Origin of the sequence: Acidovorax carolinensis, assembly GCF_002157145.1 — a bacterium.
Taxonomy (GTDB): domain Bacteria; phylum Pseudomonadota; class Gammaproteobacteria; order Burkholderiales; family Burkholderiaceae_C; genus Acidovorax; species Acidovorax carolinensis.
Map to the genome: position 1 here is coordinate 485,295 of NZ_CP021361.1, position 25,086 is coordinate 510,380.

The window sequence follows — 25,086 nt, forward strand, 5'->3', positions numbered from 1 at the left end:
CACCAAAATGTCCACCGATTCTTGCCCCAATCAGGTCAGCGCGCCTCTGGCATCAACCCTGATGATGCGTTCCACCACGCCCATGGCCAGCCCGCCGCGCACGCCGATCAGGAAATCGTGCAGGTTCACCGTGGGGTCGCAGTGCCCCGGCACCAGCCACAGCATGCGGCCCAGCGCGGGCAGGCGGGCCTTGGGGCCGTCGGCATAAAGCACGCCATGCTCGTCGCCGCCGTTGGCATAGCGCAGCGCGCGCTCGGGCGGCAGCAGGGCCACGGTGGGCAGGCCCGAGTCGATGGCGTGGCTTTTGTGGCCCGCGTCACACACGGCATGGCTGTCGCTCACCGAGATGACTTGGGTCTTGACGAACAGCGCCTGCTCGAACGCGGGCTGGGCGGGCTCGCGCTCGTTGCGGGCGTAGTCGGCATCCATGAACAGGAACGAGCCCGCCTGCAGCTCGCCATACACGCCGCTGGCCGCTTCGTGCACCAGCGTGCCGGTGCCCGATCCGGTGACCAGCGGCACGGGCAGGCCCGCTTGCGCGATCAGCGCGCGGGTGTGTTCTGCCGCGCGCACTGCGGCGGCGATGGCTTCGCGTCGCTCGGCCGCGCCGGTCAGATGCTGGGCGCGGCCGTGGTAGGCCTGCAGGCCGGCAAAGCGCAGCCGCGCATGGCGGGCCACGGCCAGCGCCAGCGCCACCGCCGGCGCGCCGGGCGGCACGCCGCAACGGCCCTGGCCCACGTCGATTTCCACGAATACGTCGATGCCGTGCGTGCTGCCGGCCAAAGCCATGGCCTCTGCAAGGCGCTCGATGCCTTCCGCGCTGTCCACCGCGATGGCCAGGCGCCCGCCGCGTGCTGCCAGCTGCGCCGCCAGGCGCGCTACCCGCATCAGTTTGGTGGCGGCCACCACCTCGTTGCTGATGTAAATGTCGCTCACCCCGCCAGTGGCGAGCGCTTCGGCCTCGGCCACCTTTTGCACGCAGGCGCCGGTGGCTCCGGCGCGCTGCAGCAGCAGCGCGATTTCGGCGCTCTTGTGCATCTTGGCGTGGGGGCGCCAGCGCACCCCGTGCTTGCGGGCAAAGTCGGCCATGCGCTGGATGTTGCGCTCCATGGCGTCCAGGTCCACCACCAGCGAAGGCGTGTCGATCCGGTCCACACGCTGGCCAATGCTGGCCTGCAGCGCACCAAGGAGATCAGGCAGATCAGGCAGTGGTTTCATCGCGGGCGGCGTTGTCCAGGTGCTGGGTGTCGGCCCAGCCCACTAGGCTCAGGCCCTGCGGCGTCCACAGCAGGCGGTTGATGGCCGCGTTGGCCAGCAGCCAGGTGCGTGGCGCCTGGATCTCCTGGCCGGTGGCCAGGCGGTACAGCACATCAAGCACGCCGCCGTGCGCCACCAGCACCACCAGCTCGCCGGGGTGGCGCGCAGCCAGTCGGTGCACGGTGGCGGCGATGCGCTCGCGCAGCAAGGTCAGCGATTCGCCGCCCTCGGGCGCGTAGTGCGGGTCGCGCTTGCGCCAGCGCAGGGCGTCTTCGGGCAGCTCGGCCTCGATCTGTGCAAAGGTGCGGCCCTGAAAGTGGCCAAAGCTGCGTTCGCGCAGAGCGGGCTCGGGGGTGAGCGGCGCGCCCGTGGCGTCTGCCACGGCCTGGGCCGTGGCCCGGGCGCGCTGCAGATCGCTGGTGTAGATGGCGGCAACAGGCTCGTCGGCCAGCGCGCGCGCCAGCTGCCGGGCCTGCCACAGACCGGTGTCGTTGAGCGGAATGTCGAGATGCCCCTGGATGCGGGTGTCCACGTTCCAGGCGGTTTCGCCGTGGCGTACGGCAATGATGCGGGTGGCATTCATGGGGGAAGGGCAGAGCGCCTCAGCGCGGTATTTCCAGGACGATGCGGCGCGGCCCGGTGGGCGGGGCGGGAAAGCCGTTCAGCGCCGCGTCGAACATGGCGGCAAACACGGCCGGATTGTCGGACCACACGCCCTCGTGCACGGCGCGGGTTTCGTACACCACGGTGCCGCTGGCCGCCTCGCGCAGGATCAGGCCGACTTCACGCCGGTACAGCGTGGGGGGCGGAAAACGCATCGACAGGCCGCCATAAAAGCCGCGGCCACCGCCCCAGCCACCCCAGCCCCATCCGGGGCCATCCCAATAGTCCGGATAAGCCTGCAGGTCAATCCGGGCATGGGCCTGCACGCGGTAGAACGGCGCCGCGCTGTCCTGGCGCAGGCCCACCTTGGCCAGCGCCTGCCGGGCTTGTGCTTCCACGGCAGACTGCTGGGCGCCCAGGGCTTGCTGCGACGGCAGGCGCTCGAAATCGTAAGTGGGCCGCGCGGGCGCTCCGGCGAGCTGGGAGAACGATTGCACATCGCTGTCCACCAGGCGGGTGCTGGCGCAGCCGGTCAGCCACAGTGCCGCGCACAGCAGGGGCAAAGTGATCCATCGCATGGCAGTCATGGCAGCTCCTTCAAAAAAAGCGCCGGCAGCGGTGCCCCGGCCCTTACTGGATGCGCACTACCTGAACGCCGGGCAGCGCAGAGGGCGCAGGGAACTCCTCGGTGTCAAAGGCCTTGTCGCCGTTGTCATCGGCCACGCCGGTCGCCCGTGCACCCTTGAAATCGTACAGCGCGCCGTCGAGCAGGTGGCTGGGCACCACGTTTTGCAGCGCGTTGAACATGTTTTCCACGCGGCCGGGGTATTTTTTCTCCCACTCGCGCAGCATCTCGCCCACCTGCTTGCGCTGCAGGTTCTCCTGGCTGCCGCACAGGTTGCACGGAATGATGGGAAAGTTGCGGTGCTGCGCCCAGCGGGCCGTGTCCTTCTCGGCCACAAAGGCCAGCGGTCGGATCACCACATGGCGGCCGTCGTCGCTCACCAGCTTCGGGGGCATGCTCTTGAGCTTGCCGCCAAAGAACATGTTGAGCAGCAGTGTCTGGAGGATGTCGTCGCGGTGGTGGCCGAGCGCAATTTTTGTCGCACCCAACTCGTCGGCCACGCGGTACAAAATGCCCCGGCGCAGGCGGCTGCACAGGCTGCAGGTGGTCTTGCCCTCGGGGATCAGGCGCTTGACGATGCTGTAGGTGTCCTCGTTCTCGATGTGGAACGGCAAGCCCGTGGTTTTCAGGTAATCGGGCAGCACATGCTCGGGAAACCCGGCTGCTTCTGGTCGAGGTTGACCGCGATCAGATCGAAATGAATGGGTGCGCGGGCCTTGAGCTTGAGCAGGATGTCCAGCAGCGCATAGCTGTCCTTGCCGCCCGACATGCAGACCATGACCTTGTCGCCCTCTTCGATCATGTTGTACTGCACGATGGCCTTGCCCACTTCGCGGCACAGGCGCTTTTCGAGCTTGTGGGTCTCGCGCTCGATCTTGAAGTCGGCAGGTGCGCGCGGCGGCGCCTCCACGGCCACTGCTTCTTCGCCCGTCCAGGCGCTGCTGTCCATTGCATTCATCGCGTTCACCACTGTCCTGTTTCCATGCGAATGGCCACTTCGCAGTCGTCAAAAATTTCGAGCTTGGCAATTTTCACGCGCACACCGCGCACACCGGGCAGCTGCATGAGCCGCTGCGCCAGCTTGCCGATCAGGCTCTCCAAAAGGTTCACATGCTCGGCCGTGCACTCGTCGATGATGATCTGGCGCACCTTGCGGTAGTCGAGCACATGCTCGATGTCGTCGTCGTGCGGCGCCAGCGGCTGCGCGCCCAGGCTCAGCTCGGCATCGACCTGGATGGGCTGGGGCGCGTTTTTTTCGTGCGCAAGGATGCCCAGGTTGGCATCAAAGCGCAGCCCGGTGAGGGTCAGGGTCTGGAGACCGGAGGCTTGGTTCATGGTGTTGGGCGTGAGCATGGGCTCACATCAGGGAAAAGTCACGCTCGAACTTCATCAGGTGCTGGCCGCCATCGACGAGCAGCGTGGTGCCGGTGATGGACCGGTTCTCCAGCGCAAACCGCACCGTGGCCGCCACGTCGTCGGCGGTGGACGAGCGTCCCAGCGGGCTCAGGGCGTGCAGCTGCTGAAACTTTTCGTCGCTCAGCAAATGGCTGGTGAGCGTGAGGCCTGGCGCCACGCCCACCACCCGCACGCGCGGGGCCAGCGCCAGCGCCAGCATGGTGCCTGCGGCTTCCAGCGCGGCCTTGGAGAGCGTGTAGCTCAGAAAATCGGGGTTCTGGTTCCAGAGCTTCTGGTCCAGCAGGTTGACCACGGCGCCGTGCGCGTCGGCTTCTCCGGCAGCGGCGCGGTCCTGCAGATGCTGGTGCAGGGCCTGGGCCAGCACGATGGGGGCGCCGGTGTTGCTGCGCAGGTGCTTTTCGAGCGCGGCAAAGCCGAAGGTGGCCGCGTTGTCGTGCTCGAACAGCGAGGCGCTGTTGACCACCGCATCCACGCTGCCAAAGTGGTCGATCACCCGGGGCAGCAGGGTGCGCACCGACGCCTCGTCGTCAAAGTCCGCATCAAAATGGGCGCTAGCGCTTGTCAGTCGTGCGCAAGCAGCTACTGTATCAATAGCATCTTGCCGCGATGAGCGGTAATGCACGGCCACCTGCCAGCCGCCTGCCGCCAGCGCCAGCGCGATGCTGCGGCCCAGGCGCCGGGCGGCGCCGGTGACCAGGACGGTACGCGGGCGGGGGGTGGTGGACATTCGGGGACAATGCAGGCCGTGACGACAGAACCCACAAGTTTAACGACCGCCCTCCAAACCCACATCGCCCAGGCCATTGTTGCCGCTGGCGGCTGGATCGGGTTTGACCGCTTCATGGCGTTGGCCCTGTACACCCCCGGCCTGGGTTACTACGCCAACGATTCCACCAAATTCGGCGCCATGCCCCAGTCGGGCAGCGACTTTGTCACTGCGCCCGAGCTGACGCCGCTGTTCGGCCAGACCCTGGCCCTGCAGGTGGACGAGGCGCTGGCGCAGACCGGCACGCACGCGGTCTGGGAGTTTGGCGCCGGTTCGGGCGCCCTGGCTTTGCAACTGCTCGATGCGCTGGGCGACCGCGTGCAGCGCTACACCATCGTCGATCTCTCGGGCAGCCTGCGCGCGCGCCAGCAGACCCTGCTGGCGCGGCATGCGCACAAGCTGCAGTGGGTGGACGCGCTGCCCGCGCAGTTCGAGGGCGTGGTGGTGGGCAACGAGGTGCTCGATGCCATGCCCGTGCAACTGCTGGCGCGCCACGGCGGGCACGAGGGCGGCGTGTGGCATGAGCGCGGCGTGGTCGTGCACGAAGGCGCCTTCGCCTGGGCCGACCGGCCGACCGACCTGCGCCCGCCGGTCGAGATCGAAGGCCCGCACGACTACCTGACCGAAATCCACGCCCAGGGTCAAGGCTTCATCCGCACCCTGGCCGACCGGCTGGTGCGCGGCGCCATTTTCTTGCTGGACTACGGTTTTGGCGAGAGTGAGTACTACCACCCTCAGCGCCACATGGGCACGGTGATGTGCCACCAGGGCCACCTGGCCGACAGCGACCCGCTGGTGGCGGTGGGCCTGAAAGACATCACCGCCCACGTCAACTTCACCGCCATGGCGCTGGCTGCGCAGGAGGCCGGGCTGGAGGTGCTGGGCTACACCACGCAGGCGCACTTCTTGATTAACTGCGGTTTGCTATCAAAAATGGAGCAGCTACCGCAGGTGCAGCGTGCAACAGCGGCTAAATTGATCATGGAACACGAGATGGGCGAGCTGTTCAAGGTGCTCGCGCTGTCCAAGGGCACCGCGTGGAATGCGCTGGGCTTTGTGCGCGGCGACCGCTCGCACCGGTTGTGAGAGTGGTTTTGCCATGATCCGCTGGCTCATCGTTGTCTTCCTGGCGCTGGTGCTCATCAACGGCCTGTCGCCCTGGCTGCAGCGCATGGGGCTGGGGCGGCTGCCGGGGGATTTCCGCTTTCGGCTGTTCGGGCGCGAGTGGTTCATTCCGCTGGCCAGTACGGTGCTGCTGAGTTTTTTGCTGAGCCTGGCGGTGAAGTGGCTTTGACGCGCATCTTCGCTGCGCCTTGAATTTCGCGGCCCACGGCCCGATGTCCGAAAGAAGTCGCCCTGAAAGCCCCGCCATGACCGAAGCCCTGCACATCGTCTGCCCCCACTGCCACACCACCAACCGCGTCCAGCAGGCCCAGCTGGGCAGCGCGCCCGATTGCGGCAGTTGCCACCAGCCCCTGTTCACGGGCGCGCCGCTGGCGCTCGACGCCATCAGCTTTGGCAAGCATGTGCAGCGCAGCCATATCCCGGTGCTGGTGGATTTCTGGGCGCCGTGGTGCGGCCCCTGCCGCCAGATGGCCCCGGCGTTTGCGCAGGCCGCACGCGAGCTGGAGCCAGGTGTGCGCCTGGCCAAGCTCGATACCGAGGCCCACCCGCAGGTGGCCGCGCCCTACGGCATTCGCAGCATTCCGACCATGGTGCTGTTCCAGGGTGGGCGCGAGCTGTCGCGCATTTCGGGCGCCATGGGCGCGGCCGACATCGTGCGCTGGGTGCGTTCGGTGCAGTCTTCCTGATCAGGCACCGGGCAGCGGCGCCAGCCCCGGCCAGGCGGCCACGGCCTGCACCCGTGCGGCGTGGATCATTTCACCCACTTTTTGGCCTGTAACGCCCGCTTGCGCTGCGCGAGCAGCTATCACACTGGTAGCAACCGACTGCACAGCGGCCAGCGCCTCGCGCAGGCGCAGGCGTTGCGGGTAAGGCGCTTCGTCAAAGCCCAGGCGCCCGCGCGCGTCGCACTCGCAGGCCAGCAAAATTTCGTCAAAGCGCGCTGGCTTGCGGATGCCGTCGCAGCGCTCGATCAGGCGCACCAGGGCCGCCGCGCCCAGTTCACCGCTGCGGTGGATGTTGCCGTGCTCGCGCGCCACCACGTCGGCGGTTTCGCGGCATTCGGTGGGTACGCGCAGGCGCTCGCACAGGCCCTTGAGCAGTTTGGCGCTGCGCTGCTCGTGGCCGATGTGGCGCGGCAGCATGTTGGCGGGCGTGGTGCCCTTGCCCAGGTCGTGCGTGAGACAGGCAAAGCGCACGGCCAGCGACGCCTGCAGGCGCGCGGCCATGTCCAGCACCATCATCAGGTGCACGCCGGTGTCCACCTCGGGGTGGTATTGGGCGCGCTGGGGCACGCCCCACAGGCGGTCCACCTCGGGCAGCACCACCGCGAGGGCGCCGCACTCGCGCAGCACGTCGAACATGCGCGAGGGCTTCTCTTCCATCAGCCCGCGCGCCAGCTCCTGCCACACCCGCTCGGCCACCAGGTGGTCGGCCTCGCCATGCGCCACCATCTCGCGCATGAGCTGCATCGTCTCGGGCGCCACCGTGAAGTCGGTGAAGCGCGCGGCAAAGCGCGCCACGCGCAGGATGCGCACCGGGTCTTCGCGAAACGAGTCGGTGACATGGCGCAGCACGCGGTCGCGCAGGTCGCTTTCGCCATCATAAGGATCAAAATGGCCTGTAGCGCTTGATGGTTCTGCGCTAACAGCTATCGCATTGATAGTAAGGTCGCGCCGGGCCAGGTCTTCCTCCAGCGTCACGTCGGGCGAGCTTTCCACCACAAAGCCGCGGTAGCCGCGCCCGCTCTTGCGCTCGGTGCGCGCCAGCGCATATTCCTCGCGCGTGTCGGGGTGCAGAAAAACCGGAAAGTCGCGGCCCACCGGCAGATAGCCCAGCGCCAGCATCTGCTCGGGCGTAGCGCCCACCACCACCCAGTCGTGGTCATTCACGGGCCGCCCCAGCAGCTTGTCGCGGACCGCGCCGCCCACCATGTAGATTTGCATCGGCGTAGTTTAGGCCGGGCTCCCGGCCGTATATTCCATCCCACCATGTCCCTATCGTCCGACCTCACCATCGCCCAGCTCAACCCCGACGGCAGCGTGCCCGTGCCCACCGCACCCGACGCAGCGGCCAATGCAGCCGCCGAAGCCCTGCAGCGCGAGGCGCAGTTCGAAGCCCTCAAGGCCAAGGTGGATGATCTGCAGGAGATCCTGGCCAAGCCGCTCAGCGAAATCCTGGCCGACCGTGAAAAATTCAAGGACGCCGCTGCGGCCTGGGATGCCTTTGGCGCCATGTGGATGCTGTCGCAGCGCGCCATGAAGCGCGTGGCGCTGGACCTGGCCGCGCAGCAGGGCGTGAGCGAAGAAGATGTGGTGGCGCGCGCGTTGGCCTATGCCAACCAGGTGCTCAATGCGGAAGAGGAAGACCTGGGGGGCACCATCGCCCCGGCCCAGCTGGCGCATATCGCGCGGCACAAGCCGTTTTTGCGCAAGCAGTTCCGGTAACGGGCGGGTCAGCGCCGCAGCCTGTACGGCTCTTCAAAGTCCAGAAAGTCCTTTTCGACCAGGGCCTCGTCGATCCAGGCCTTGACGCCGGGCAGGGCGCGCACGCGGTCTACATAGGCCGAGATGTGGGCGGGCACGGGCAGGGCGTAGGTGTGCAGGCGCATGCACACGGGGGCAAAGTAGGCGTCGGCCACAGTGAATTCGCCGAACAGCAGGGGGCCGCCGTCTTCTTCGAGCAGGGCGCTCCACATGTCCACCAGGCGTTGCACGTCGGCGCGCACGCCGGCCTGGTCGCGCCAGATCAGGGCGCCGGTGTCGGGCAGGTGGGCCTCGATGTTCATGGGGCAGTGGCTGCGCAGGGCGGTAAAGCCGCTGTGCATTTCGGCGCAGATGCTGCGGGCGCGTGCGCGGGCCTTGGCGTCCGTGGGCCAGAGCTTTTTGTCGGGGTGGGACTCGGCCACATATTCGGCAATGGCCAGGGTGTCCCACACCACCAGGTCGGCATCGACCAGCACGGGCACCTTGCCCGTGGGGCTCACGGCCCCGATGGTGCGCTTGAACTCCGACTGGGCGTCAAAGCTGTCAAAGCGCACGCGCACTTCTTCAAACACGATGCCCGCCTGCTTGAGCAGCACCCAGGGGCGCATGGACCAGGACGAGTAGTTCTTGTTGCCGATGTAGAGCTTGAGCATGGTGGGCACCTGAAATGAAGAGGTCAGCCCGCCATGCTAGCGGCTGACGGGCGCGCGAGCGATGCCAAAAACCGGCCTGAATGATGCGCTGCAGGCATCACAGGCCGCCGTGCAGACCTGGCGGGGTAGTCAGACCGGCCAGACCACCCCGTTGTCGTTCAGGATGGCATCGAGCGGCAGGTCGAACTCCTCGGGCTCGAAGTCGTCCAGGTAGCCGTGGGTGAAGCCCAGGCCCACGGTGAACGGCTTGGGCTGCAGCGTGGCCAGGGTTCGGTCGTAAAAGCCGCCGCCATAGCCCAGCCGGTAGCCGCCCGCCGCATAGCCCACGCAGGGCACAAACAGCAGCGTCGGCACGATGACCTCGGTGTCCTTGGGCTTGGGGATGCCGTAGGCGTCCTCTTCCATGGGGCAGCCGGGGTGCCAGGCATGAAAGGTCAGTGTTTTATGCTGCTTGTTGACCACCGGCAGGCCGATGCGCCGGCGCAGGGGTTCGTCCAGCAGCTCACCGTCTTCCTTCCAGCGGTGCAGGGCGGGCAGGGGGTCGAACTCGCCCTTGATGGGCCAGTAGGCGCCGATCACGGTGTCGGGCCGGTTCACCAGCCAGATGCGCATGACTTGTTGTAACAGGTCGGCGCGCTGTAGGCGGTCGGGCAAGTTGAGGCGTTCTTCTATCAATGCGCGCCGCAGGGCTGCTTTGTCCATCAGATAATTCCCCCATGCAATTACTCAGAGCCATTCTGACACCCCTTGTGGCCGCCACCCTGCTGGCCGCCACCGCGCCCCTTGTCCAGGCGCAAAACCGGGGCGACGACACCCTGCTGGAAATGCAGCAGGCGTTTCGCAAGGGCGACCGCAAAAAGCTCGAGCAGTTGCTGCCCGCCGCGCGCGGCCATGCGCTGGAGCCTTGGGCGGCCTATTGGGAGCTGAAAGTGCGTCTCGCCGAGGCCATGCCGCAAGAGGTGCAGGCCTTCCTGCAGCGCTATGCCGGCAGCTACCAGGAAGACCGGCTGCGCAACGACTGGCTGCTGCTGCTGGGCCAGCGGCGCGACTGGGCGCAGTTTGTCGAGCAGCATCCCAGCTACCGCATGTCGGACGACCGCGAGGTGCGCTGCTACGCCCTGCTGATCGACCAGATCAAGGGCAAGGCGCCTGCCAGCGCCGCCGACGATGTGCGCCGCAATTGGTACGCGCTGCGCGATGCGGACGATGGCTGCACCCACGCGGCCAGCGAGTTCTTCAGCTACAAGAAGCTCTCGGCCCTGGACGTCTGGCGCAAGGCCCGACTGGGCGCCGAGGCCAACCGCCCGCGCGCGGTGCGGGCCGCGGTGGAGATCGTTGCGCCCGAGGCGCTGGGGCAGCTCAAGGAGGCGCTGGACGCGCCCACCAAATACCTGTTGGCGCGCAACACGGCCGGCAGCAGGGTGCGCCAGGAACTGGTGCTGCTCGCGTTGATCAAGCTGGCCGCCGGCGACCCTGACAACGCTGCGCACCAGCTCGACAGCAAATGGAGCGAGTACCTCTCGGCCGAGGAGCGCAACTGGGCCTGGGGTGTCATTGGCAAGTCCGCTGCGCAGAAGCTCTTGGGCAGCGCACACGGCTATTTCTCCAACGTGACGCGCAACAGCCACCTGAACGACGACCTGCTGGGCTGGAAGGTGCGCGCCGCCTTGCGCGCCGGCCAGTGGAAGACCGTGGGCAATACCGTGGACGCCATGAGCGACGAGGCCCGCCAGGAAAGCACCTGGGTGTACTGGAAAGCCCGCGCCCTGCTGGCCGCCAAGCCCAGCGAGGCCGAGCGCGCCGAAGCGCGGCAGTTGCTGGAGGGCATTGCCGGAACGCGCGGTTTCTATGAACAGCTGGCGCTGGAAGAGCTGGGCCAGCGCATCACCACGCCGCCCGCGCCCGCGCCGCTAACCGCCGAAGAAAAGGCCGCTGCCCGCGCCAACCCGGGCCTCAACCGCGGCCTTTACGCCATTTTGCTGGGCCTGCGCAGCGAAGGCGTGCGCGAGTGGAACTACACCACCAACCTGCACACTCCCGGCGGCATGGCCGACCGCGAGCTGCTGGCCGCGGCCGACTTTGCCTGCCAGCGCGAGGTGTGGGACCGCTGCATCAACACCAGCGAACGCACCAAGACCGTCACCGACACCACGCAGCGCTTTCCCACGCCGTTTCGCAACGCCGTGGTGGAGCGCGCCCAGGGCATCGGCCTGGACCCGGCCTATGTGTATGGCCTGATCCGCCAGGAAAGCCGTTTTGTGATGGATGCGCGCTCGCATGTGGGTGCCTCGGGCCTCATGCAGGTGATGCCGGCCACGGCCCGCTGGACGGCCCGAAAGATCGGGTTGACGAACTTCACGGCCGACCAGATCAACGACCACGAAACCAACATCACCATCGGCACGGCCTACCTCAAGCTGGCGCTCGACGATTTCGCCGGTTCCATGCCCATGGCCGCCGCGGCCTACAACGCCGGCCCCGGCCGTCCGCGCAGCTGGCGCAACGGCCCGGTGCTCGACGCCGCCATCTGGGCCGAAAACGTGCCCTTTGCCGAAACGCGCGACTACGTGAAAAAGGTGCTGGCCAACACCACCAACTACGCCGCCATGCTGACGGGCCAGCCACAGTCACTCAAAAGCCGCCTGGGCACGGTGGGGCCGCGCGACGCCACTGCGCCCGAGGTGAACCAGGACCTGCCCTGAAGCCCCGCACGCGGGGTGTGAACGTTTGCTATTGATTGAATAGCTGCTGGCGCTTTCTGCATAAGCGCTAGCGCCTGTTTTGGTGCCGGGGTTTTGCTGCTGCTGCGCTGCCCCGCGCCCTGCGGCGTCAGGCGTTGTGCAGCCACTCGCCCTGGCGCAGGGCGGCGCCGGACCGCACCAGGTCGGCGGCCAGGCTTTGCAGCCAATCGGCCTCGGCCTGGTCGGCAAAGTGGCGGGTGTGCAGCATGCCGAAATAGGGCGTGGCCCGTGCCCAGGCGAGCAGGTCGGCCAGCGCAATCTGCTGCCATTCGAGCAGCTTGTACTTGAGCAACACCTTGGCGGCGTAGAGCGCATGTTTGGCCGGGTTGCGGGCGAAGCCGTCCAGGCGGCGGCGGGCGCCGTCCAGGGCGCGGGCCGCGTCGGTAAACACCGGCCCGTGGCCCGGGATCACCACCTGCGGCGCGAGCTTTTCGATCACATCGAGCGTGGCGGCCACATCGGCAAAGGCGCTTTCGCCCTCCAGCTCGGGGAAGACCACGCCAAAGCCGTTTTCCCACAGCGCATCGGCCGAGATCAGGATGCCGTTGTGCGGCTCGAACAGCACCACCGAGTGCGGGTCATGCCCCGGCGCGGCGTGCACCTGCCAGGGCCTGTCGCCCAGCAGCGTGGTGGTGCCGGGCTGCAGCAAGGTGTCATGGCGAAAGGGCGGGCATTCCTGGCCGGTGGGGATGTAGCTCAGCGCATAGGCGTCCCATTGGCGCACATGCGCGGCCTGCCCCGGCGGGATGGCGGTTTCAGCGCCCGGCCAGGCCTGCTGCAGCGCGGCGTTGCCGCCGCAGTGGTCGCTGTGCAGGTGGGTGTTGAGGATGCGCTCGAGCGGCCGCCCCTCCAGCGACGACTGCACCAGCGCCAGCGTTTGCGCACTGTGCGTGCAGTAACCGGTGTCCACCAGCGCCGACCCCGAACGCTGCCCGGCAAACAGGACATTGTTCGACGACAGCCAGCCGCGTTCAAAAACGGTGATTTCGGGCGGCAGGGCTGATGAATGTTGCGTCATAAGCTATCAAAGTAGTCGTTGTTGCCCACGGTGGATGCTACCGGCGCGGCCCAGCCAGCGACCGCCGCGCAAGGGCAGCCCCGCCGCGCTGGCGGTGTCCCCCTTCCCGGCGCAGCCGAGAGAAGGGGGAAGGCGCCGCAGGCGACTCAGGGGGTTGACCTCAATTCGCGCCGCAGGATCTTGCCGACATTGCTTTTGGGCAGCTCGTCGCGGAACTCGATGTACTTGGGGCGCTTGTACCCGGTGAGGTTGGCGTGGCAGTAGTTGGCCACCTCGTCCTCGGTCAGCGCAGGGTCGTTCTTGATCACGAAGACCTTGATGGACTCGCCCTGCATGGCATCGGGAATGCCGATGGCCGCGCATTCCACCACGCCGGGGCACAGCGAAATGACCTGCTCCAGTTCGTTGGGGAACACGTTGAAGCCGCTCACCAGGATCATGTCCTTCTTGCGGTCGATGATGCGCGTGTAGCCCTGTGCGTCCATGATGCCGATGTCGCCCGTGCGCATGAAACCGTCGGCCGTGAAGGCCAGGGCGTTTTCGGCGGGCTGGTTGTAGTAGCCCGTCATCACGTTGGGGCCGCGGATGCAGATCTCGCCCGATTCACCGAGCGGCAGGTTGTTGCCCGCGTCGTCCTTAATGGCGATGTCGATGCCCGGCAGCGGCAGGCCGATGGTGCCGCTGAACGCGCTGTTGGTCACGGGGTTGTTGGTGCCGATGGCGCAGGTCTCGCTCATGCCCCAGCCTTCGATCATGGTGCTGCCCGTGACCTTTTGCCATTGCTTGGCCGTGCCTTCGCTGGCGGCCATGCCCCCGGCCTGCGATACGCACAGGTGCGAAAAATCGATCGACTTGAACTGCGGGTTTTGCAGCAGCGCGTTGAACAGCGTGTTCACGGCGGGCAGCATGTGAAAGGGGCGCTTTTTGAGCACCTCGACGAATTTCGGAATGTCGCGCGGGTTGGGAATCAGCGTGAGGCTGGAGCCCTGGCGGATGGCCAGCAGGCACAGCGTGAGCGCGAAGATGTGGTACAGCGGCAGCGCGGCAATGCTGTTGGCGCGGCTGAGGTCGCCCACCTTTGACAAGGCGGGTGTGAACCAGGCCTCGGCCTGCAGTGTGGCGGCCACGATATTGCGGTGGGTCAGCACCGCCCCTTTCGACAGGCCGGTGGTGCCGCCCGTGTATTGCAAGAAGGCGGTGGAGTCGAGCGTGGCCTGGCTGGGGGCCAGCGTGCGGCGCTCGCCCTGCGCCAGCGCCTTCTTGAACGTGACGACCTTGCGCCCGTTGGACAGGGGCAGCTCGTAGGCCGGCACCATCTTGGCGAGATGCCGCACGGCAAAGGTGATCCACGGGCCATACACATGGCCCAGCAGGTCGCCCATGGATGCCATCACCACATGCTGCACGGCGGTGTGCTCGACGATTTCGCTCAGGGTGTGGGCGAAATTCTCAAGGATCACGATGGCTGTGGCGCCCGAGTCCTTGAGCTGGTGCTCCAGCTCGCGGGCGGTGTAGAGCGGGTTCACGTTCACGCAGGTGTAGCCGGCGCGCAGCACGGCCGCCATGGTCACGCCAAACTGCGGCACGTTGGGCAGCATGATGGCCACCCGCGCACCGGATTCGAGTCCCAGGCCCTGCAGGTAGGCGCCCAGCGCCGCCGACAGGCGATCGAGTTCACCGTAGGACATCCACTGGTCCATGCAGACTGAAAACGGGCTCGAGGCATGCTTGCGAAAGGATTCTTCCAGCAGGTGCGCCACCGAGCGGTACTGCTCGGGCTGCACATCGTGGGGAACCCCCGGGGGGTAGCTTTTGAGCCAGATTTTTTCCATGCGGTGTCCTCGGGTGCTCCGGTGGGCAGGTTCTAAGAACGTGTTCACGATCTAGGAAGTGTGGGCCCAGATTGTCGGAGCGGGGGCGCGGGTTCGGCTATCGGGCTTGTCCTAGGGTGCGTGCCAGTTCCGTCTCGCAGGCGACAGGGTTGGCGTGCAGCAGTCAGCGCATCTGCAGGGTCTCTCGGTCGTTGCAGAGACCGTGAAAAAACGCCGCAAACCGCGGCGTGGGGGATGCGCAACTCAATGACATCGGCCACGCATTGGCGGACGGGGTGGGCCGTATCCATGCAGTGCTGAAGGTGCCAGGCCGCACAATGCGGGCTGCTTCATTACAACACCCCGAATCCATGAACGCACGCTGGCAGCAAGCCGTGGTGATCTTCAACCTGTTGGCCACGATCGCCTGGCTGGCATGGCAGTGGCCCCGCTCGCCGCTGATGGCGCTGGCGGGCGTGGCCGCCGCGTTGGCATTGTTCGGGCTGGTGCTGGGGCTGCAGTTCGTGACCATGCTGCGTGTGAACCGTTCTGACCCCGCGCCACGGCCGTCATGGCGGCAACTGGCATCGGCCTGGTTGGCCGAGGCACGGCTGGCGCTGGTGGTTTTCGGCTGGCGCCAACCCTTTCGCCACAGCGCCGTGCCCGATTGGCTGCCGCCCCTGGCGCCCGGCCAGCGGGCCACGCGACGGGGTGTGGTGCTGGTGCACGGCTTTCTGTGCAACCGGGGTTTCTGGTTGCCGTGGATGGCCGCGCTGCGCGAGCGCGGCCATGCGTACGTGGCGGTCACGCTGGAGCCCGCCTTTGGCTCGATGGACGACTACGCCGCCACCGTTGACGGCGCAGTGCAGCGTGTGACCGAGGCCACGGGCATGGCGCCGGTGGTGGTGGGCCACAGCATGGGCGGTCTGGTGGCCCGCGCCTGGCTGCGCTCGCTGGCGCCGGACACCGCCGCTGCGCGCATGCACCGGGTCATCACGCTGGGCACACCGCATGGCGGCACCTGGGCGGGGCGCTTCAGCCGCTCGGTCAATGGCCAGCAGATGGCGCTGGGTGGGGATTGGGTGCAGCAGTTGCAGCAGGACGAGCCTGCAGCCCGCGCGGCCCGGTTTATCTGCTGGTATTCGAATTGCGACAACATCGTTTTTCCTGCGGGGACGGCGATGTTGCTGGGCGCGGATAACCGGTTGGTGGAGGGGGTGGCGCATATGCAGATGGCGTTTGACCCTGCGGTGATGGGGGCGTGTCTGGAGGAAATTGCGCGGGGATGAGGTTTTTTTTTGGCGATTTTTGGCTTTAGCGCTTATTTATCAAGCGCTGGTAGCTATTGTTTTGATAGTTAATTCGGAACTTTTTGCTGAGCGCGGAGGCCGGGTCTCGGCCCGGCGGCCGACTCACTTTTCTTTGCTTTCGCCAAAGAAAAGTAAGCCAAAGAAAGGCAGACCCTCAGTCTGCGACGGGTTTTTGGGGTCAGAGCCCCAATTCACCGAGCCTTTGGCTCGCCCGGAGGGTGCGGTGCTGTGCACCGCAGTGAAATGGGTGTCTGGCCCCAAAAAACCCCAAACCTGCGGCGGTGCGCTTGCGGGGTGCGCCGTGGAACTCGCTTTGCGCTGCGCGCGCCGCTCGGACAACCACGGCGAGTCAGATAACGCAAGCATGCGCGCTCCGACGCGCATGCTCACCCCGCAACCGCCCCGCCGCAGGCGCAGCCAGAAAGGGTGAGCCATCAAACAGCCATACGGGCCATCGCTGCGCTCGGCCCCACTACGCGGGCGCTAGCGCCGCGTGCTGCGCAGATTGGACCGAGCGAAGCAATGGCCCGAAGGGATGTCCGGTTGCGGGTTCCCTTCAGGATGCGCCGAGGAGCACAGGTTTTTTGCGGATCAGGGCTCGCGTCTGTTTGAGTGACGCGAAGCGGCGCGAGTTGAGCGAGACCCCGCCAAAACCGAGCACCGCAGGTTGCCCGCAGCGAAGCGAAGGGACGCAGCGTGCAAGGTCGCCTTTCTTTTGCTTACTTTTCTTTGGCGAAGCAAAGAAAAGTACCTCGCCCGCCGGGGCGAGACCCGGCCTCCGCCCTCAACAAAAGCACAGCGCAAGCTACTAAAAAAATAGCTACTAGCGATTGATGAATAAGCGCTACAGGCCGATGCGGATCAAAAAACTCAAGCCGCAACCACCCCCCGCTCATCCGCCGCAAACTCCGGCAACCCCCTCAGCCGCGCATACATCGGCGCAAAGTCCGCCGCCGTCATGTCAAACAGCTGCTCAAAACTGTCAATCACAAAATACGTCTGCTGGTAGGTGTCGATCTTGTAGCGCGTGCGCATGGTGCGCTCCAGTTGCAAGGGCAGGCGCTGCGGCTGCGGGCTTTGCACGGCATAGGGCAACTCGCCCGACGAGCTCAAAATGCCCGCGCCATACGCCCGCAAGCCGCCCGCCTCGCGGATCAGACCGAACTCGATGGTGTACCAATAGAGGCGGCTGAGCATTTCGCACGCGCCCAGGCCCTGCGCCTTCAGGCCGCCCTGGCCATAGCGCTGCACATAGTCCGCAAACACCGGGTTGAACAGCAGCGGCACATGGCCGAACAGGTCGTGAAAGATGTCGGGCTCGACGATGTAGTCAAACTCGGCGGGTGTGCGGATCCAGTCCGTTACCGGAAACTTGCGATTCGCCAGCAGCGTGAAAAACGGCACCTCGGGGATCAGGCCCGGCACGGCCACGATCTCCCAGCCGGTGGTTTTGTAGAGGCGCTCATTGATCTCTTCAAAACGCGGGATGTGGTCCTTGATGCCCAGTGAGGGCAGGGCTGCGATGAACGCCTCGCTCGCCAGTCCCGGCAGCAGGGCCGACTGGCGCTCGTACAGGCGCCGATAAGTGTCATGGTCGGCGGCGGTGTAGGCCGCAAAGTTCTGCGGGCAGGTGTAGTCGGCGCCCGCGCGGGAATAGTCGCCGCGCGGCGGGCGGGTGCTGGCGCCGTAGACAACGGGTTCGATGGCCATGGTCGGCTCCTGTGCTCAGGGCTTCCTGGCTTCGAGCACGCCACGTTCGATCTGGTCACGCTCCAGCGACTCGAACAGCGCCTTGAAGTTGCCTTCGCCGAAGCCGTCGCGGTAGTCCCCCTTGCGCTGGATGAACTCGAAGAACACCGGGCCCAGCATGGGCGTGGAGAAAATCTGCAGCAGCAGGCGCGGCGTGCCGTCGGCGGTGGTGCCGTCCAGCAGGATGCCGCGGGCCTGCAGTTCACCGACCGGCTGGCCATGGCCGGGCAGGCGGGTGTCGAGCATCTGGTAGTAAATGTCGTTGGGGGCGGGTGCCATGGGCACGCCGGCCAGCCCGAGCTTGTCCACCGTGGCCAGGATGTCGTCGCAGATCAGGGCGATGTGCTGGATGCCTTCGCCGTTGAACTGCATCAAGAACTCTTCGATCTGGCCACCGCCCTGTTTCGATTCTTCATTCAGCGGGATGCGGATCTTGCCGTCGGGCGCGGTCATGGCCTTGGAGGTCAGGCCGGTGTATTCGCCCTGGATGTCGAAGTAGCGAATCTCGCGGAAGCCAAACAGCTTTTCGTAGAAGTTGGCCCAAAAACCCATGCGGCCGCGGTACACGTTGTGCGTGAGGTGGTCGATTTCGTTCAGCCCATGGCCCACGGGGCGGCGGTCCACGCCGTCGATGAACTCAAAGTCGATGTCGTAGATCGACTTGCCGTCTTCAAACCGGTCGATCAGGTACAGCGGCGCACCGCCGATGCCCTTGATGGCGGGCAGGCGCAGCTCCATCGGGCCGGTGGGAATTTCGATGGGCTGGGCGCCCAGCGCCAGCGCGCGGTGGTAGGCCTTGTGCGCATCCTTCACGCGAAACGCCAGGCCGCAGGCCGACGGGCCGTGCTCGGCGCCGAAGTAGGCCGCCTGGCTGTGGGGCTCGCGATTGATGATGAAGTTGATGCCGTTCTGGCGGTACAGCACCACGTCCTTGGAGCGGTGCTTGGCCACCAGCGTGAAGCCTAGTTTTTCAAACACCGCCTCCAGCACGCCGGGGGTGGGTGAGGTGAACTCGACGAACTCGAACCCCATCAGGCCCATGGGGTTGTCCCAGTCTTCGATTTGGGCGGCGGTTTGTTGCGGCAGGGCGGCGTTCATGGGGTGTCTCCGGCATTCGTTGTTGATGAATGTCATGGACTGTAGGCGCGCACTGCCTCATGTTTCTGGCGAAATCAAGAGGCTTTCGACTCTAATTTGCAGAAATCTTGCGAATGATCAAATTACGGTGCAGGTTGTCGGCGTTGGTCGGTCTGGCTGTCCGGCATTTCTGGCGGTGTATATCAGGAGCCCGGGGTGGTCGCGGGGGTTTGGAGCTTGCGCAACGCCAGTGCCGCTTCGACGCGTTGCTGCTCTTCGGCCGAGAAAAGCTGTTTGCGCAGTTGCTGCAGCGCGGCGCTGTCGTCGCCTTGTTGGGCATGCTGGCTGTACTGGTCGAGCCGCTGCTGCCAGTGCTGCTCATCCCGGTCGAGTTGGGCCATGGCATGGGCTGCAGCCTCGCCATATTGCGCACTGCGCGCTGCGTGGCGTGTGTAGGGGTCGGTGTTCTGGGTGTTGAAGGCGGCGGTCTGCGCCGCGGCCGCCATGTGTTCGGTGGCCGCGCTGCGCTCGGCGCGGCGCTCCTTGGATAGCTCGTTGTCGGTGGCCTGCAGGGCCTGGGCCCGTTGTTCGGGGGTGAGCTGGGTGTTGCGGGCGATCTCCAGGCGCGCCAGGGTGTAGCGGTCGAGTTCTGCCTCGCGGGCGAAGAGGGCGTCGTATTCGGCACCCTCAAAGTACTGCAGGCGCACCTTGTGGCGTGCTTCCAGGGCATCGCGCACGGCGCGGGGATCGGTGAGGTCCTGCGGCGCGCGCAACTGGCCCAGGGCCACGCGGTAGTCCACGTAGCGCTCGGCCAGTGCCAGCGCGCGCGTGGCCAGGGCTTTGGGGAAATGACTGCCAATCAGCGCGGCGAGGCGCTGTTTGAGCGCGGCCGGGTCGTTGGCGTCGCCTGCTTCCAGCAGCAGGGCTTCCAGCGTGTTGCGCAGGCCATCCACCAGCAGCGGATCCGTGTTGTCGGACCCGCTGGCGCGTCGATGGGCGAAGTCACTGGTGTCCAGGCGCCAGGCGGTGGCGTGAGCGCCCCGGGTGCCGGTGGGTGCGCCGGCCGCCCCGCCCGGCGCCTGCCGCTTGTCTCCCGCACCGGGCAATCCCTGGACGCCCAGCCACCAGACCACTGAGGCCGTGGCTACGGCCAGTAGCACGGCGACTGCGGCCCAGGCGCGGGAGCGCATCACCATGGTTTACAAGCCCTGCAGCTTGAGGCGGTTGGCATGCTGGCGGTAGAGCGTCACCGGATCGGTGGAGAACCAGTCGCGCAGCCCAACGAACTGGTTGACCTCGTCCAGGTGGTTCTGCCGGTAGTCCCCCAGGTGCTTGCCCAGGCGCGACGAGCAGGCCGACACCAGTCCGTCATTGGCTTCACCAAAGACCAGACCCAGCACGGCGAGGGGGCCGTCGGTCACGTCGAGCACGTTGGTGAGGGGCTGGGTGCCGGTCCACGAGTAATAGCGCACGCCGTTCACCAGCTCGGCACCGCTGCCGCACCCGGTGGGCAGGGCCTGTGGAAACCGACGGTTGAAGTCGGCAAGGCCGGCGGTGGTGAGCGAATCCAGCGCTGCCGTGGGTGTCTGCGGCAGGCCGGTGCCGCCTGACACCAGGTTGATCAGGCTCACCAGGGCCGTGGCAGCGCTGTTGGCCAGCGTTTCGGAAACCGACCCGGCAGGCGCCACGCCGCGCAGGATGTCGGCCACACGCGAACCCTTGTTGACTCCACCGACCGAGGTGACAGATGCCACCAGGCTCGGCGCCACGCCGGCCGTGTAGCGCGCGGTGGGCCCGCCATGCGAATGGCCCACCAGATTGACCTTGGACGCCCCGGTGATGGCCAGGATGGTCTTGACCTGCGCCAGCAATTGCTCGCCGCGCACCTCGGTGCTGTTGGCGGCGGACACCTGCGCCACAAACACCCGCGCCCCGCCTTGCTGCAGGGCGTCCGGAATGCCATAGAAATAATCGACGCCCAGCGCCGAATCAAAGCCAAACAGCCCGTGCACGAGCACGATGGGATAGCGTGTCTGGGTGTAGCCACTTTGCGCATGGGCGCTGGCCCCGAGCATGAGTGCGCAGGCCGTGGTGGCGAACGCAAGACGGCGCAGCAGGCGCCCTAGGAATCCGGTCATGTGCTTGTCTCCTGGTGTTTGAATTGTGGTTTCACGAAAAAGAACGACCGTACTTTTTCGTGAAGTTCATTGTTCTGCTGCTGCTGTGTCGTCACTATCGGGACATACCCGGTGCCACCGGGCGCAGGGGCGCTTGGCGCCGGCCTTGTTCGTAGAATCCTGCGCAATGAACGATGCCAATGCCCTCGACAAGCTGGACAAGGCCATCCTGCGCCGCCTGCAGGACAACGGGCGCGAAACCTACGACGTGATTGGCGAGCAGGTTGGTTTGTCCCCCAGCGCGGTGCTGCGGCGGGTGAAACGCCTGGAAGACAGCGGAGTGATCGCGCGCTACGTGGCCCTGGTGAAGCCCGAGGCCGTGGGGCTGGGGCTGACGGCCTACCTCAATGTGCGGCTCGAAAAACACACCGAGAGCCACAAGCGCAACCCCATGGACCTGTTCCGGGCCAGCGTGCAGACCTGGCCCGAAGTGGTGGAGTGCGCCGCGCTCACCGGCGAGATGGACTATCTGCTGCGGGTGGTGGTGGCCGACATGGCGCACTACAGCCGTTTCATCATGGACACGCTGCTGAAACACCCCAGCGTGCAGGACTGCAAGACGAGTTTTGTGCTGGACCGGGTGAAAGCCACCACCGCCGTGCCGGTGTGAGGCCTGCGAACGACTGGCAAGACACAATTTTGTAACAAATGCTATTGAAATGGTAGCTGTTGGCGCTTTGTATCAGGGGGGGCATTGTTTTTGTTGCCTTTTGGTGCGCGCATCCAATTTTGTTGCGGCGCAACAAAGTCGCTGGAAAAGATGAGGGAAAACCCTTAAAGTTGGCTTCATGATCGCAACCAAAGACTGGCTCAAAGCTTCGTGGGACGCAGGCAAGGACATGCTGACGCCCTTCGCCGGTCATTCGGCGGGCGATGCCCCCGCACCCACGCCACTGATGGTGCCCATCCGTGCATTGGGCCCCTCTTACCGTGAGCGCATCACGCAGCACCTGCTGCAGCTGGAGCCGGCTGACCGGTATCTGCGTTTTGGCTATGCCGCCACGGATGAGCAAATCCGGCGCTACACCGAGCAGCTCGACTTTGATCGCGACGAGATCTTCGGCATCTACAACCGCCGCCTGGAGCTGATTGCCATGGCCCACCTGGCGTTTGCCGAACATCCCGAACACCAGCAATGTGCCGAGTTTGGCGTGTCGGTGCTCAAAAAGGCGCGGGGACGTGGCTTCGGTGCGCGCCTGTTTGACCGGGCCATCATGCATGCCCGCAACGAGGGGGTGAACATGGTGTTCATCCATGCGCTGACGGAAAACACGGCCATGCTCAAGATCGCGCGCAAGGCTGGGGCCACGGTGCAGCGCGACGGCTCGGAATCTGAAGCCTATCTGCAGATTCCGCCGGCCAGCTTCGATACCCGCATGGCCGAGATCGTCGAGCAGCAATTTGCCGAAATGGACTACCGGCTCAAGCGCCAGGCCAAGCAGTTCTGGGACTTTCTGGCCGGCGTGCAGGAAGTGCGCCAGGGCGTGCGGCACGCCCGCCACCAGTCGGCCGAATAGCGCCAGCATTGCAGTCACGGGCCTGCGGCGCAGGCGGTGTCACGACAATCCGCTATCCTAGGGGGCTGTTTCACTACCGCACGTCCTGCACTCCAAGACAGTGTCTGACCCGCACCCCCAGCGCTTGCCCGAAAAGGAAGACAAGCGCACCTTCCTGCAAAAAGTGGCCGAGTTCATCCACCCTGGACCGGACTCCACTGAAGAGCTCATCGAGACCCTGGCCGAGGCCGAAGACAACGAGGTCATTGGCGCCGACTCCCGCGTGATGCTCGAACGCGTCATCCGCATGGCCGACATGACCGCCGGCGATGTGATGGTGGCCGCCCCGCGCATGGACCTCGTCAACATCGAAGCGCCCTTTGACGAGTTGCTGCGCCTGGTGATCAACACCGCGCACTCGCGCTTTCCGGTGTACCAGGGCGAGCGCGAGAACATCATCGGCATCCTCATGGCCAAGGACCTGCTCAAGCTGCAGCGGGCCCCCGAGCTGAACATCCGCGCTTTGCTGCGCCCGGCCGCCTTCGTGCCGGAAACCAAGGGCCTGAACGATCTGCTGCGCGAGTTTCGTGGCAATCGCAACCACCTGGCCATCGTGATCGACGAGTTTGGCCGCGTGGCCGGGCTGGTCACCATTGAGGATGTGCTCGAGCAGATCGTGGGCGAGATCGAAGACGAGTTTGACATCCCCGAAGACGAAGGCGACATCTTCGGCCTGGCGGACCACACCTACCGCGTAAGTGGCGACACCCCCATTGAGCGTGTGGCCGAGGCCTTTGGCGTGGCCGTGCAGGGCAGCGATCCCGACGAAACCTTCGACACCATCGGGGGCCTGATCGCCCACGAAATGGGCCATGTGCCCAAGCGCGGCGAGCATCTGCAACTGTGCGGGCTGCACTTTGTGGTGCTGCACACCAAGGGCGGCGCCGTGCGCTGGTTCAAGGTGTCGCGCGTCGACGAAAACAGCGCCGCCGTCTGATGGCCCGGCTGCAACGCCTGCCCGGGGCGGCATTGGCCATGCAGGCATGCCTTGCTGCCCTGGCGGGTGGGGCGCAAGCGCTGTCGCTGGCCTGGCCCGGGAATGGCGCGCCGCAATGGTGGCTCCAAATCCTGTCGCTGGCGGTGCTGGCCGGGCTGGTGCGCAGCCCGACGTCCTGGCGCCGCGCAGCCGGCTTGGGCTGGGTGTTCGCTACCGCCTGGCTGGCGGCCACCTTCTGGTGGCTTTTCATCTCCATGCACACCTATGGCGGCTTGGCGGCGCCCCTGGCGGTGGTTGCCGTGCTGGGGCTGGCGGCGTTTCTGGGAAGCTACTACGCTGCCGGTTTGGCGATTTTTTCGCGTCTTGCGCCCACCCACCGTGCGCTGACAGCTATGCTTTTCGGAGCGGTCTGGCTGCTGGCCGAGTTGGCCCGCGGCACGCTGTGGACGGGATTTCCGTGGGGTGCTGGCGGCTATGCGCATGTGCAGGGCCCCTTGAGCGTGCTGGCGCGCACCGTGGGGGTGTATGGCGTCGGGTTCGTGGCAGCGGTGCTGGCCATGCTGCTGGCGCAGGCGCGCACCAGCGATCTACTCCGCCTGCGCGCCTGGGCGCTTGTGGCGGGGGCGCGCTGGTGCTGGTGGGCGCGGGGCTGCAGCGCCAATGCGCCGTCGAGTTGTGCCACACACCGGCGGCGGCGCAGCCCGCCCCGATCAGCCTGGCACTGTTGCAGGGCAATATCCCGCAGGACGAAAAATTCCAGCCCGGCAGCGGCGTGCCGCTGGCCCTGCAGTGGTATGCCGATGCACTGCTCGCGGCCAAGGCGACGCTCGTCGTGGCGCCTGAAACGGCCATCCCGCTGCTGCCGCAGCAACTCATGCCGGGGTATCTGGAGGGGCTGGCGGCGCATTTCGGGCAAGGCACACAGGCGGCGCTGCTGGGCATTCCGCTGGGCGACCCGGAGCGCGGCTACACCAATTCGGTGCTGGGCATCCAGCCCGCCCAACCGTCGCCCTACCAGTACGACAAGCACCACCTGGTGCCGTTCGGCGAGTTCATCCCGCCGTTTTTCCGGTGGTTCACCGCCATGATGAACATTCCCTTGGGCGACTTCAACCGGGGCGCCGTTGGCCAGCCCTCCTTTTCCTGGGCGGGGCAGCGCATTGCCCCCAATATCTGCTACGAGGACTTGTTTGGCGAAGAGCTGGGCGCGCGTTTTGCCGATCCGGCCAGTGCGCCCACGGTGTTTGTCAATTTCAGCAATATTGGCTGGTTTGGCAACACCGTCGCCATCGACCAGCATTTGCAGATCAGCCGCATGCGTGCGCTGGAGTTCGAGCGCCCCATGGTGCGCGCCACCAACACCGGGGCCACCGCCATCATCGACCACCGGGGCGTGGTCACCCACGCGCTGGCGCGCCACACCCGTGGCGTGCTGACGGGCGAGGTGCACGGGCGCGGGCTCAGCGCACAACAGGGCTGGGGCATCACGCCGTATGCCTGGTGGGTGGCGCGCTGGGGTCTGGCGCCCTTGTGGCTGGTGGGTGTCTGCATGGTTGTCGGGGCGGCGTTCGCGCTGCGCCGGCAGCGCTGAACAAAACGCCACGGCATGCGGCCGCACGGCATGGCCGGCATTGATCCAGGTCATGCCGGGTGGGGCTGGCGTGGTCGGCGGGCAGGTCAATCGGCGGGGCTGCGGGTGTTCGGCCTGGATGTGCCTTGATAATGGAGCCCTGCAACCGGTAGCAGGGGGTTGCAAATAGTGAATTTTTGAAGCGGCACGGC

At 66.1% G+C, this 25,086-nt stretch carries 23 protein-coding genes and 2 pseudogenes; 10 read left to right on the plus strand and 15 right to left on the minus strand.

Annotated features, from left to right (window positions below; all coding sequences use genetic code 11):
- Positions 1-30 precede the first annotated feature (30 nt).
- The 6 genes and pseudogenes from CBP34_RS02340 to CBP34_RS02365 all read right to left on the minus strand — a co-directional run bounded on the left by CBP34_RS02340 (position 31) and on the right by CBP34_RS02365 (position 4,628).
- On the minus strand, positions 31-1,218 hold the full coding sequence (locus CBP34_RS02340) for a DSD1 family PLP-dependent enzyme (RefSeq protein ID WP_094097184.1): 1,188 nt from the start codon (positions 1,216-1,218) through the stop codon (positions 31-33).
- Positions 1,202-1,840: a histidine phosphatase family protein gene (locus CBP34_RS02345; protein WP_094097185.1), complete on the minus strand. Its 639-nt coding sequence runs from the start codon at positions 1,838-1,840 to the stop codon at positions 1,202-1,204. Before CBP34_RS02345 ends, CBP34_RS02340 begins: the two co-directional genes overlap by 17 nt.
- Positions 1,841-1,859: 19 nt before the next feature.
- On the minus strand, positions 1,860-2,447 hold the full coding sequence (locus CBP34_RS02350; RefSeq protein WP_094097186.1) for a DUF4136 domain-containing protein: 588 nt from the start codon (positions 2,445-2,447) through the stop codon (positions 1,860-1,862).
- A gap of 43 nt (positions 2,448-2,490) precedes the next feature.
- A pseudogene (gene ttcA / locus CBP34_RS02355) lies at positions 2,491-3,434 on the minus strand (tRNA 2-thiocytidine(32) synthetase TtcA).
- A 14-nt stretch (positions 3,435-3,448) separates the two neighbouring features.
- A complete protein-coding gene (locus CBP34_RS02360; protein ID WP_024813076.1) occupies positions 3,449-3,820 on the minus strand; it encodes a dihydroneopterin aldolase in 372 nt (123 codons plus the stop codon).
- A gap of 22 nt (positions 3,821-3,842) precedes the next feature.
- Positions 3,843-4,628: an SDR family oxidoreductase gene (locus CBP34_RS02365; RefSeq protein ID WP_094097187.1), complete on the minus strand. Its 786-nt coding sequence runs from the start codon at positions 4,626-4,628 to the stop codon at positions 3,843-3,845.
- 9 nt (positions 4,629-4,637) lie between these two features.
- On the opposite strand from CBP34_RS02365, the gene CBP34_RS02370 reads away from it, so the two are divergent.
- The 3 genes from CBP34_RS02370 (at position 4,638) to trxC (ending at position 6,478) form a co-directional block, all read left to right on the plus strand.
- On the plus strand, positions 4,638-5,753 hold the full coding sequence (locus CBP34_RS02370; protein ID WP_094097188.1) for a class I SAM-dependent methyltransferase: 1,116 nt from the start codon (positions 4,638-4,640) through the stop codon (positions 5,751-5,753).
- Between the two features lie 13 nt (positions 5,754-5,766).
- Complete coding sequence (locus tag CBP34_RS02375) at positions 5,767-5,961, plus strand: DUF2905 domain-containing protein (protein ID WP_086911220.1); 195 nt, start codon at positions 5,767-5,769, stop codon at positions 5,959-5,961.
- Positions 5,962-6,037: 76 nt separating this feature from the next.
- The gene (gene trxC / locus CBP34_RS02380; protein WP_094097189.1) at positions 6,038-6,478 is read left to right on the plus strand and encodes a thioredoxin TrxC; all 441 of its coding nucleotides are present in this window, start codon (positions 6,038-6,040) and stop codon (positions 6,476-6,478) included.
- On the opposite strand, the gene CBP34_RS02385 is transcribed toward trxC, so the two are convergent.
- On the minus strand, positions 6,479-7,735 hold the full coding sequence (locus CBP34_RS02385) for a multifunctional CCA addition/repair protein (RefSeq protein ID WP_094097190.1): 1,257 nt from the start codon (positions 7,733-7,735) through the stop codon (positions 6,479-6,481).
- 45 nt (positions 7,736-7,780) lie between these two features.
- On the opposite strand from CBP34_RS02385, the gene CBP34_RS02390 reads away from it, so the two are divergent.
- Complete coding sequence (locus CBP34_RS02390; protein WP_094097191.1) at positions 7,781-8,236, plus strand: hypothetical protein; 456 nt, start codon at positions 7,781-7,783, stop codon at positions 8,234-8,236.
- Positions 8,237-8,244: 8 nt separating this feature from the next.
- Here the strand turns inward: CBP34_RS02390 and CBP34_RS02395 are convergent, their stop codons facing one another.
- Positions 8,245-8,928 carry a glutathione S-transferase family protein gene (locus CBP34_RS02395; protein WP_094097192.1) on the minus strand — a complete coding sequence of 228 codons (684 nt, stop codon included), beginning with the start codon at positions 8,926-8,928 and terminating at the stop codon, positions 8,245-8,247.
- 129 nt (positions 8,929-9,057) lie between these two features.
- A complete protein-coding gene (locus CBP34_RS02400; protein ID WP_086911225.1) occupies positions 9,058-9,630 on the minus strand; it encodes a 5-formyltetrahydrofolate cyclo-ligase in 573 nt (190 codons plus the stop codon).
- A 14-nt stretch (positions 9,631-9,644) separates the two neighbouring features.
- Here CBP34_RS02400 and CBP34_RS02405 point away from each other — a divergent pair, with 14 nt between their 5' ends.
- A complete protein-coding gene (locus tag CBP34_RS02405; protein WP_094097193.1) occupies positions 9,645-11,630 on the plus strand; it encodes a lytic transglycosylase domain-containing protein in 1,986 nt (661 codons plus the stop codon).
- 127 nt (positions 11,631-11,757) lie between these two features.
- Here CBP34_RS02405 and CBP34_RS02410 read toward each other — a convergent pair whose 3' ends face one another.
- Positions 11,758-12,687, minus strand: coding sequence for an MBL fold metallo-hydrolase (locus CBP34_RS02410; protein WP_094097194.1), 930 nt, complete (start codon positions 12,685-12,687; stop codon positions 11,758-11,760).
- Between the two features lie 146 nt (positions 12,688-12,833).
- Positions 12,834-14,519: an AMP-binding protein gene (locus tag CBP34_RS02415; RefSeq protein WP_094097195.1), complete on the minus strand. Its 1,686-nt coding sequence runs from the start codon at positions 14,517-14,519 to the stop codon at positions 12,834-12,836.
- Between the two features lie 350 nt (positions 14,520-14,869).
- Between CBP34_RS02415 and CBP34_RS02420 the strand changes: the two genes are divergently transcribed.
- On the plus strand, positions 14,870-15,787 hold the full coding sequence (locus tag CBP34_RS02420) for an esterase/lipase family protein (protein ID WP_094097196.1): 918 nt from the start codon (positions 14,870-14,872) through the stop codon (positions 15,785-15,787).
- A gap of 891 nt (positions 15,788-16,678) precedes the next feature.
- Here the strand turns inward: CBP34_RS02420 and phhA are convergent.
- The 4 genes from phhA to CBP34_RS02440 all read right to left on the minus strand — a co-directional run bounded on the left by phhA (position 16,679) and on the right by CBP34_RS02440 (position 20,772).
- Positions 16,679-17,518: a phenylalanine 4-monooxygenase gene (gene phhA / locus CBP34_RS02425; protein ID WP_094097197.1), complete on the minus strand. Its 840-nt coding sequence runs from the start codon at positions 17,516-17,518 to the stop codon at positions 16,679-16,681.
- A 15-nt stretch (positions 17,519-17,533) separates the two neighbouring features.
- Positions 17,534-18,655, minus strand: coding sequence for a 4-hydroxyphenylpyruvate dioxygenase (gene hppD / locus CBP34_RS02430; protein ID WP_094097198.1), 1,122 nt, complete (start codon positions 18,653-18,655; stop codon positions 17,534-17,536).
- Positions 18,656-18,837: 182 nt separating this feature from the next.
- Entirely contained in the window at positions 18,838-19,830 is a 993-nt protein-coding gene (locus CBP34_RS02435; protein ID WP_094097199.1) for a lipase secretion chaperone, read from the minus strand.
- 3 nt (positions 19,831-19,833) lie between these two features.
- Positions 19,834-20,772 (minus strand): esterase/lipase family protein, encoded by a 939-nt coding sequence (locus CBP34_RS02440; RefSeq protein WP_157896415.1) that lies wholly within the window; start codon positions 20,770-20,772, stop codon positions 19,834-19,836.
- Positions 20,773-20,938: 166 nt separating this feature from the next.
- Here CBP34_RS02440 and CBP34_RS02445 point away from each other — a divergent pair, with 166 nt between their 5' ends.
- From CBP34_RS02445 to lnt, 4 genes and pseudogenes are all read left to right on the plus strand, one after another.
- Positions 20,939-21,421: an Lrp/AsnC family transcriptional regulator gene (locus tag CBP34_RS02445; RefSeq protein ID WP_087747695.1), complete on the plus strand. Its 483-nt coding sequence runs from the start codon at positions 20,939-20,941 to the stop codon at positions 21,419-21,421.
- Positions 21,422-21,599: 178 nt separating this feature from the next.
- Positions 21,600-22,328, plus strand: coding sequence for a GNAT family N-acetyltransferase (locus tag CBP34_RS02450; protein WP_086926504.1), 729 nt, complete (start codon positions 21,600-21,602; stop codon positions 22,326-22,328).
- A gap of 100 nt (positions 22,329-22,428) precedes the next feature.
- Positions 22,429-23,304: an HlyC/CorC family transporter gene (locus CBP34_RS02455; RefSeq protein ID WP_086926505.1), complete on the plus strand. Its 876-nt coding sequence runs from the start codon at positions 22,429-22,431 to the stop codon at positions 23,302-23,304.
- A pseudogene (gene lnt / locus CBP34_RS02460) lies at positions 23,304-24,895 on the plus strand (apolipoprotein N-acyltransferase). Before CBP34_RS02455 ends, lnt begins: the two are co-directional and overlap by 1 nt.
- Positions 24,896-25,086 lie beyond the last annotated feature (191 nt).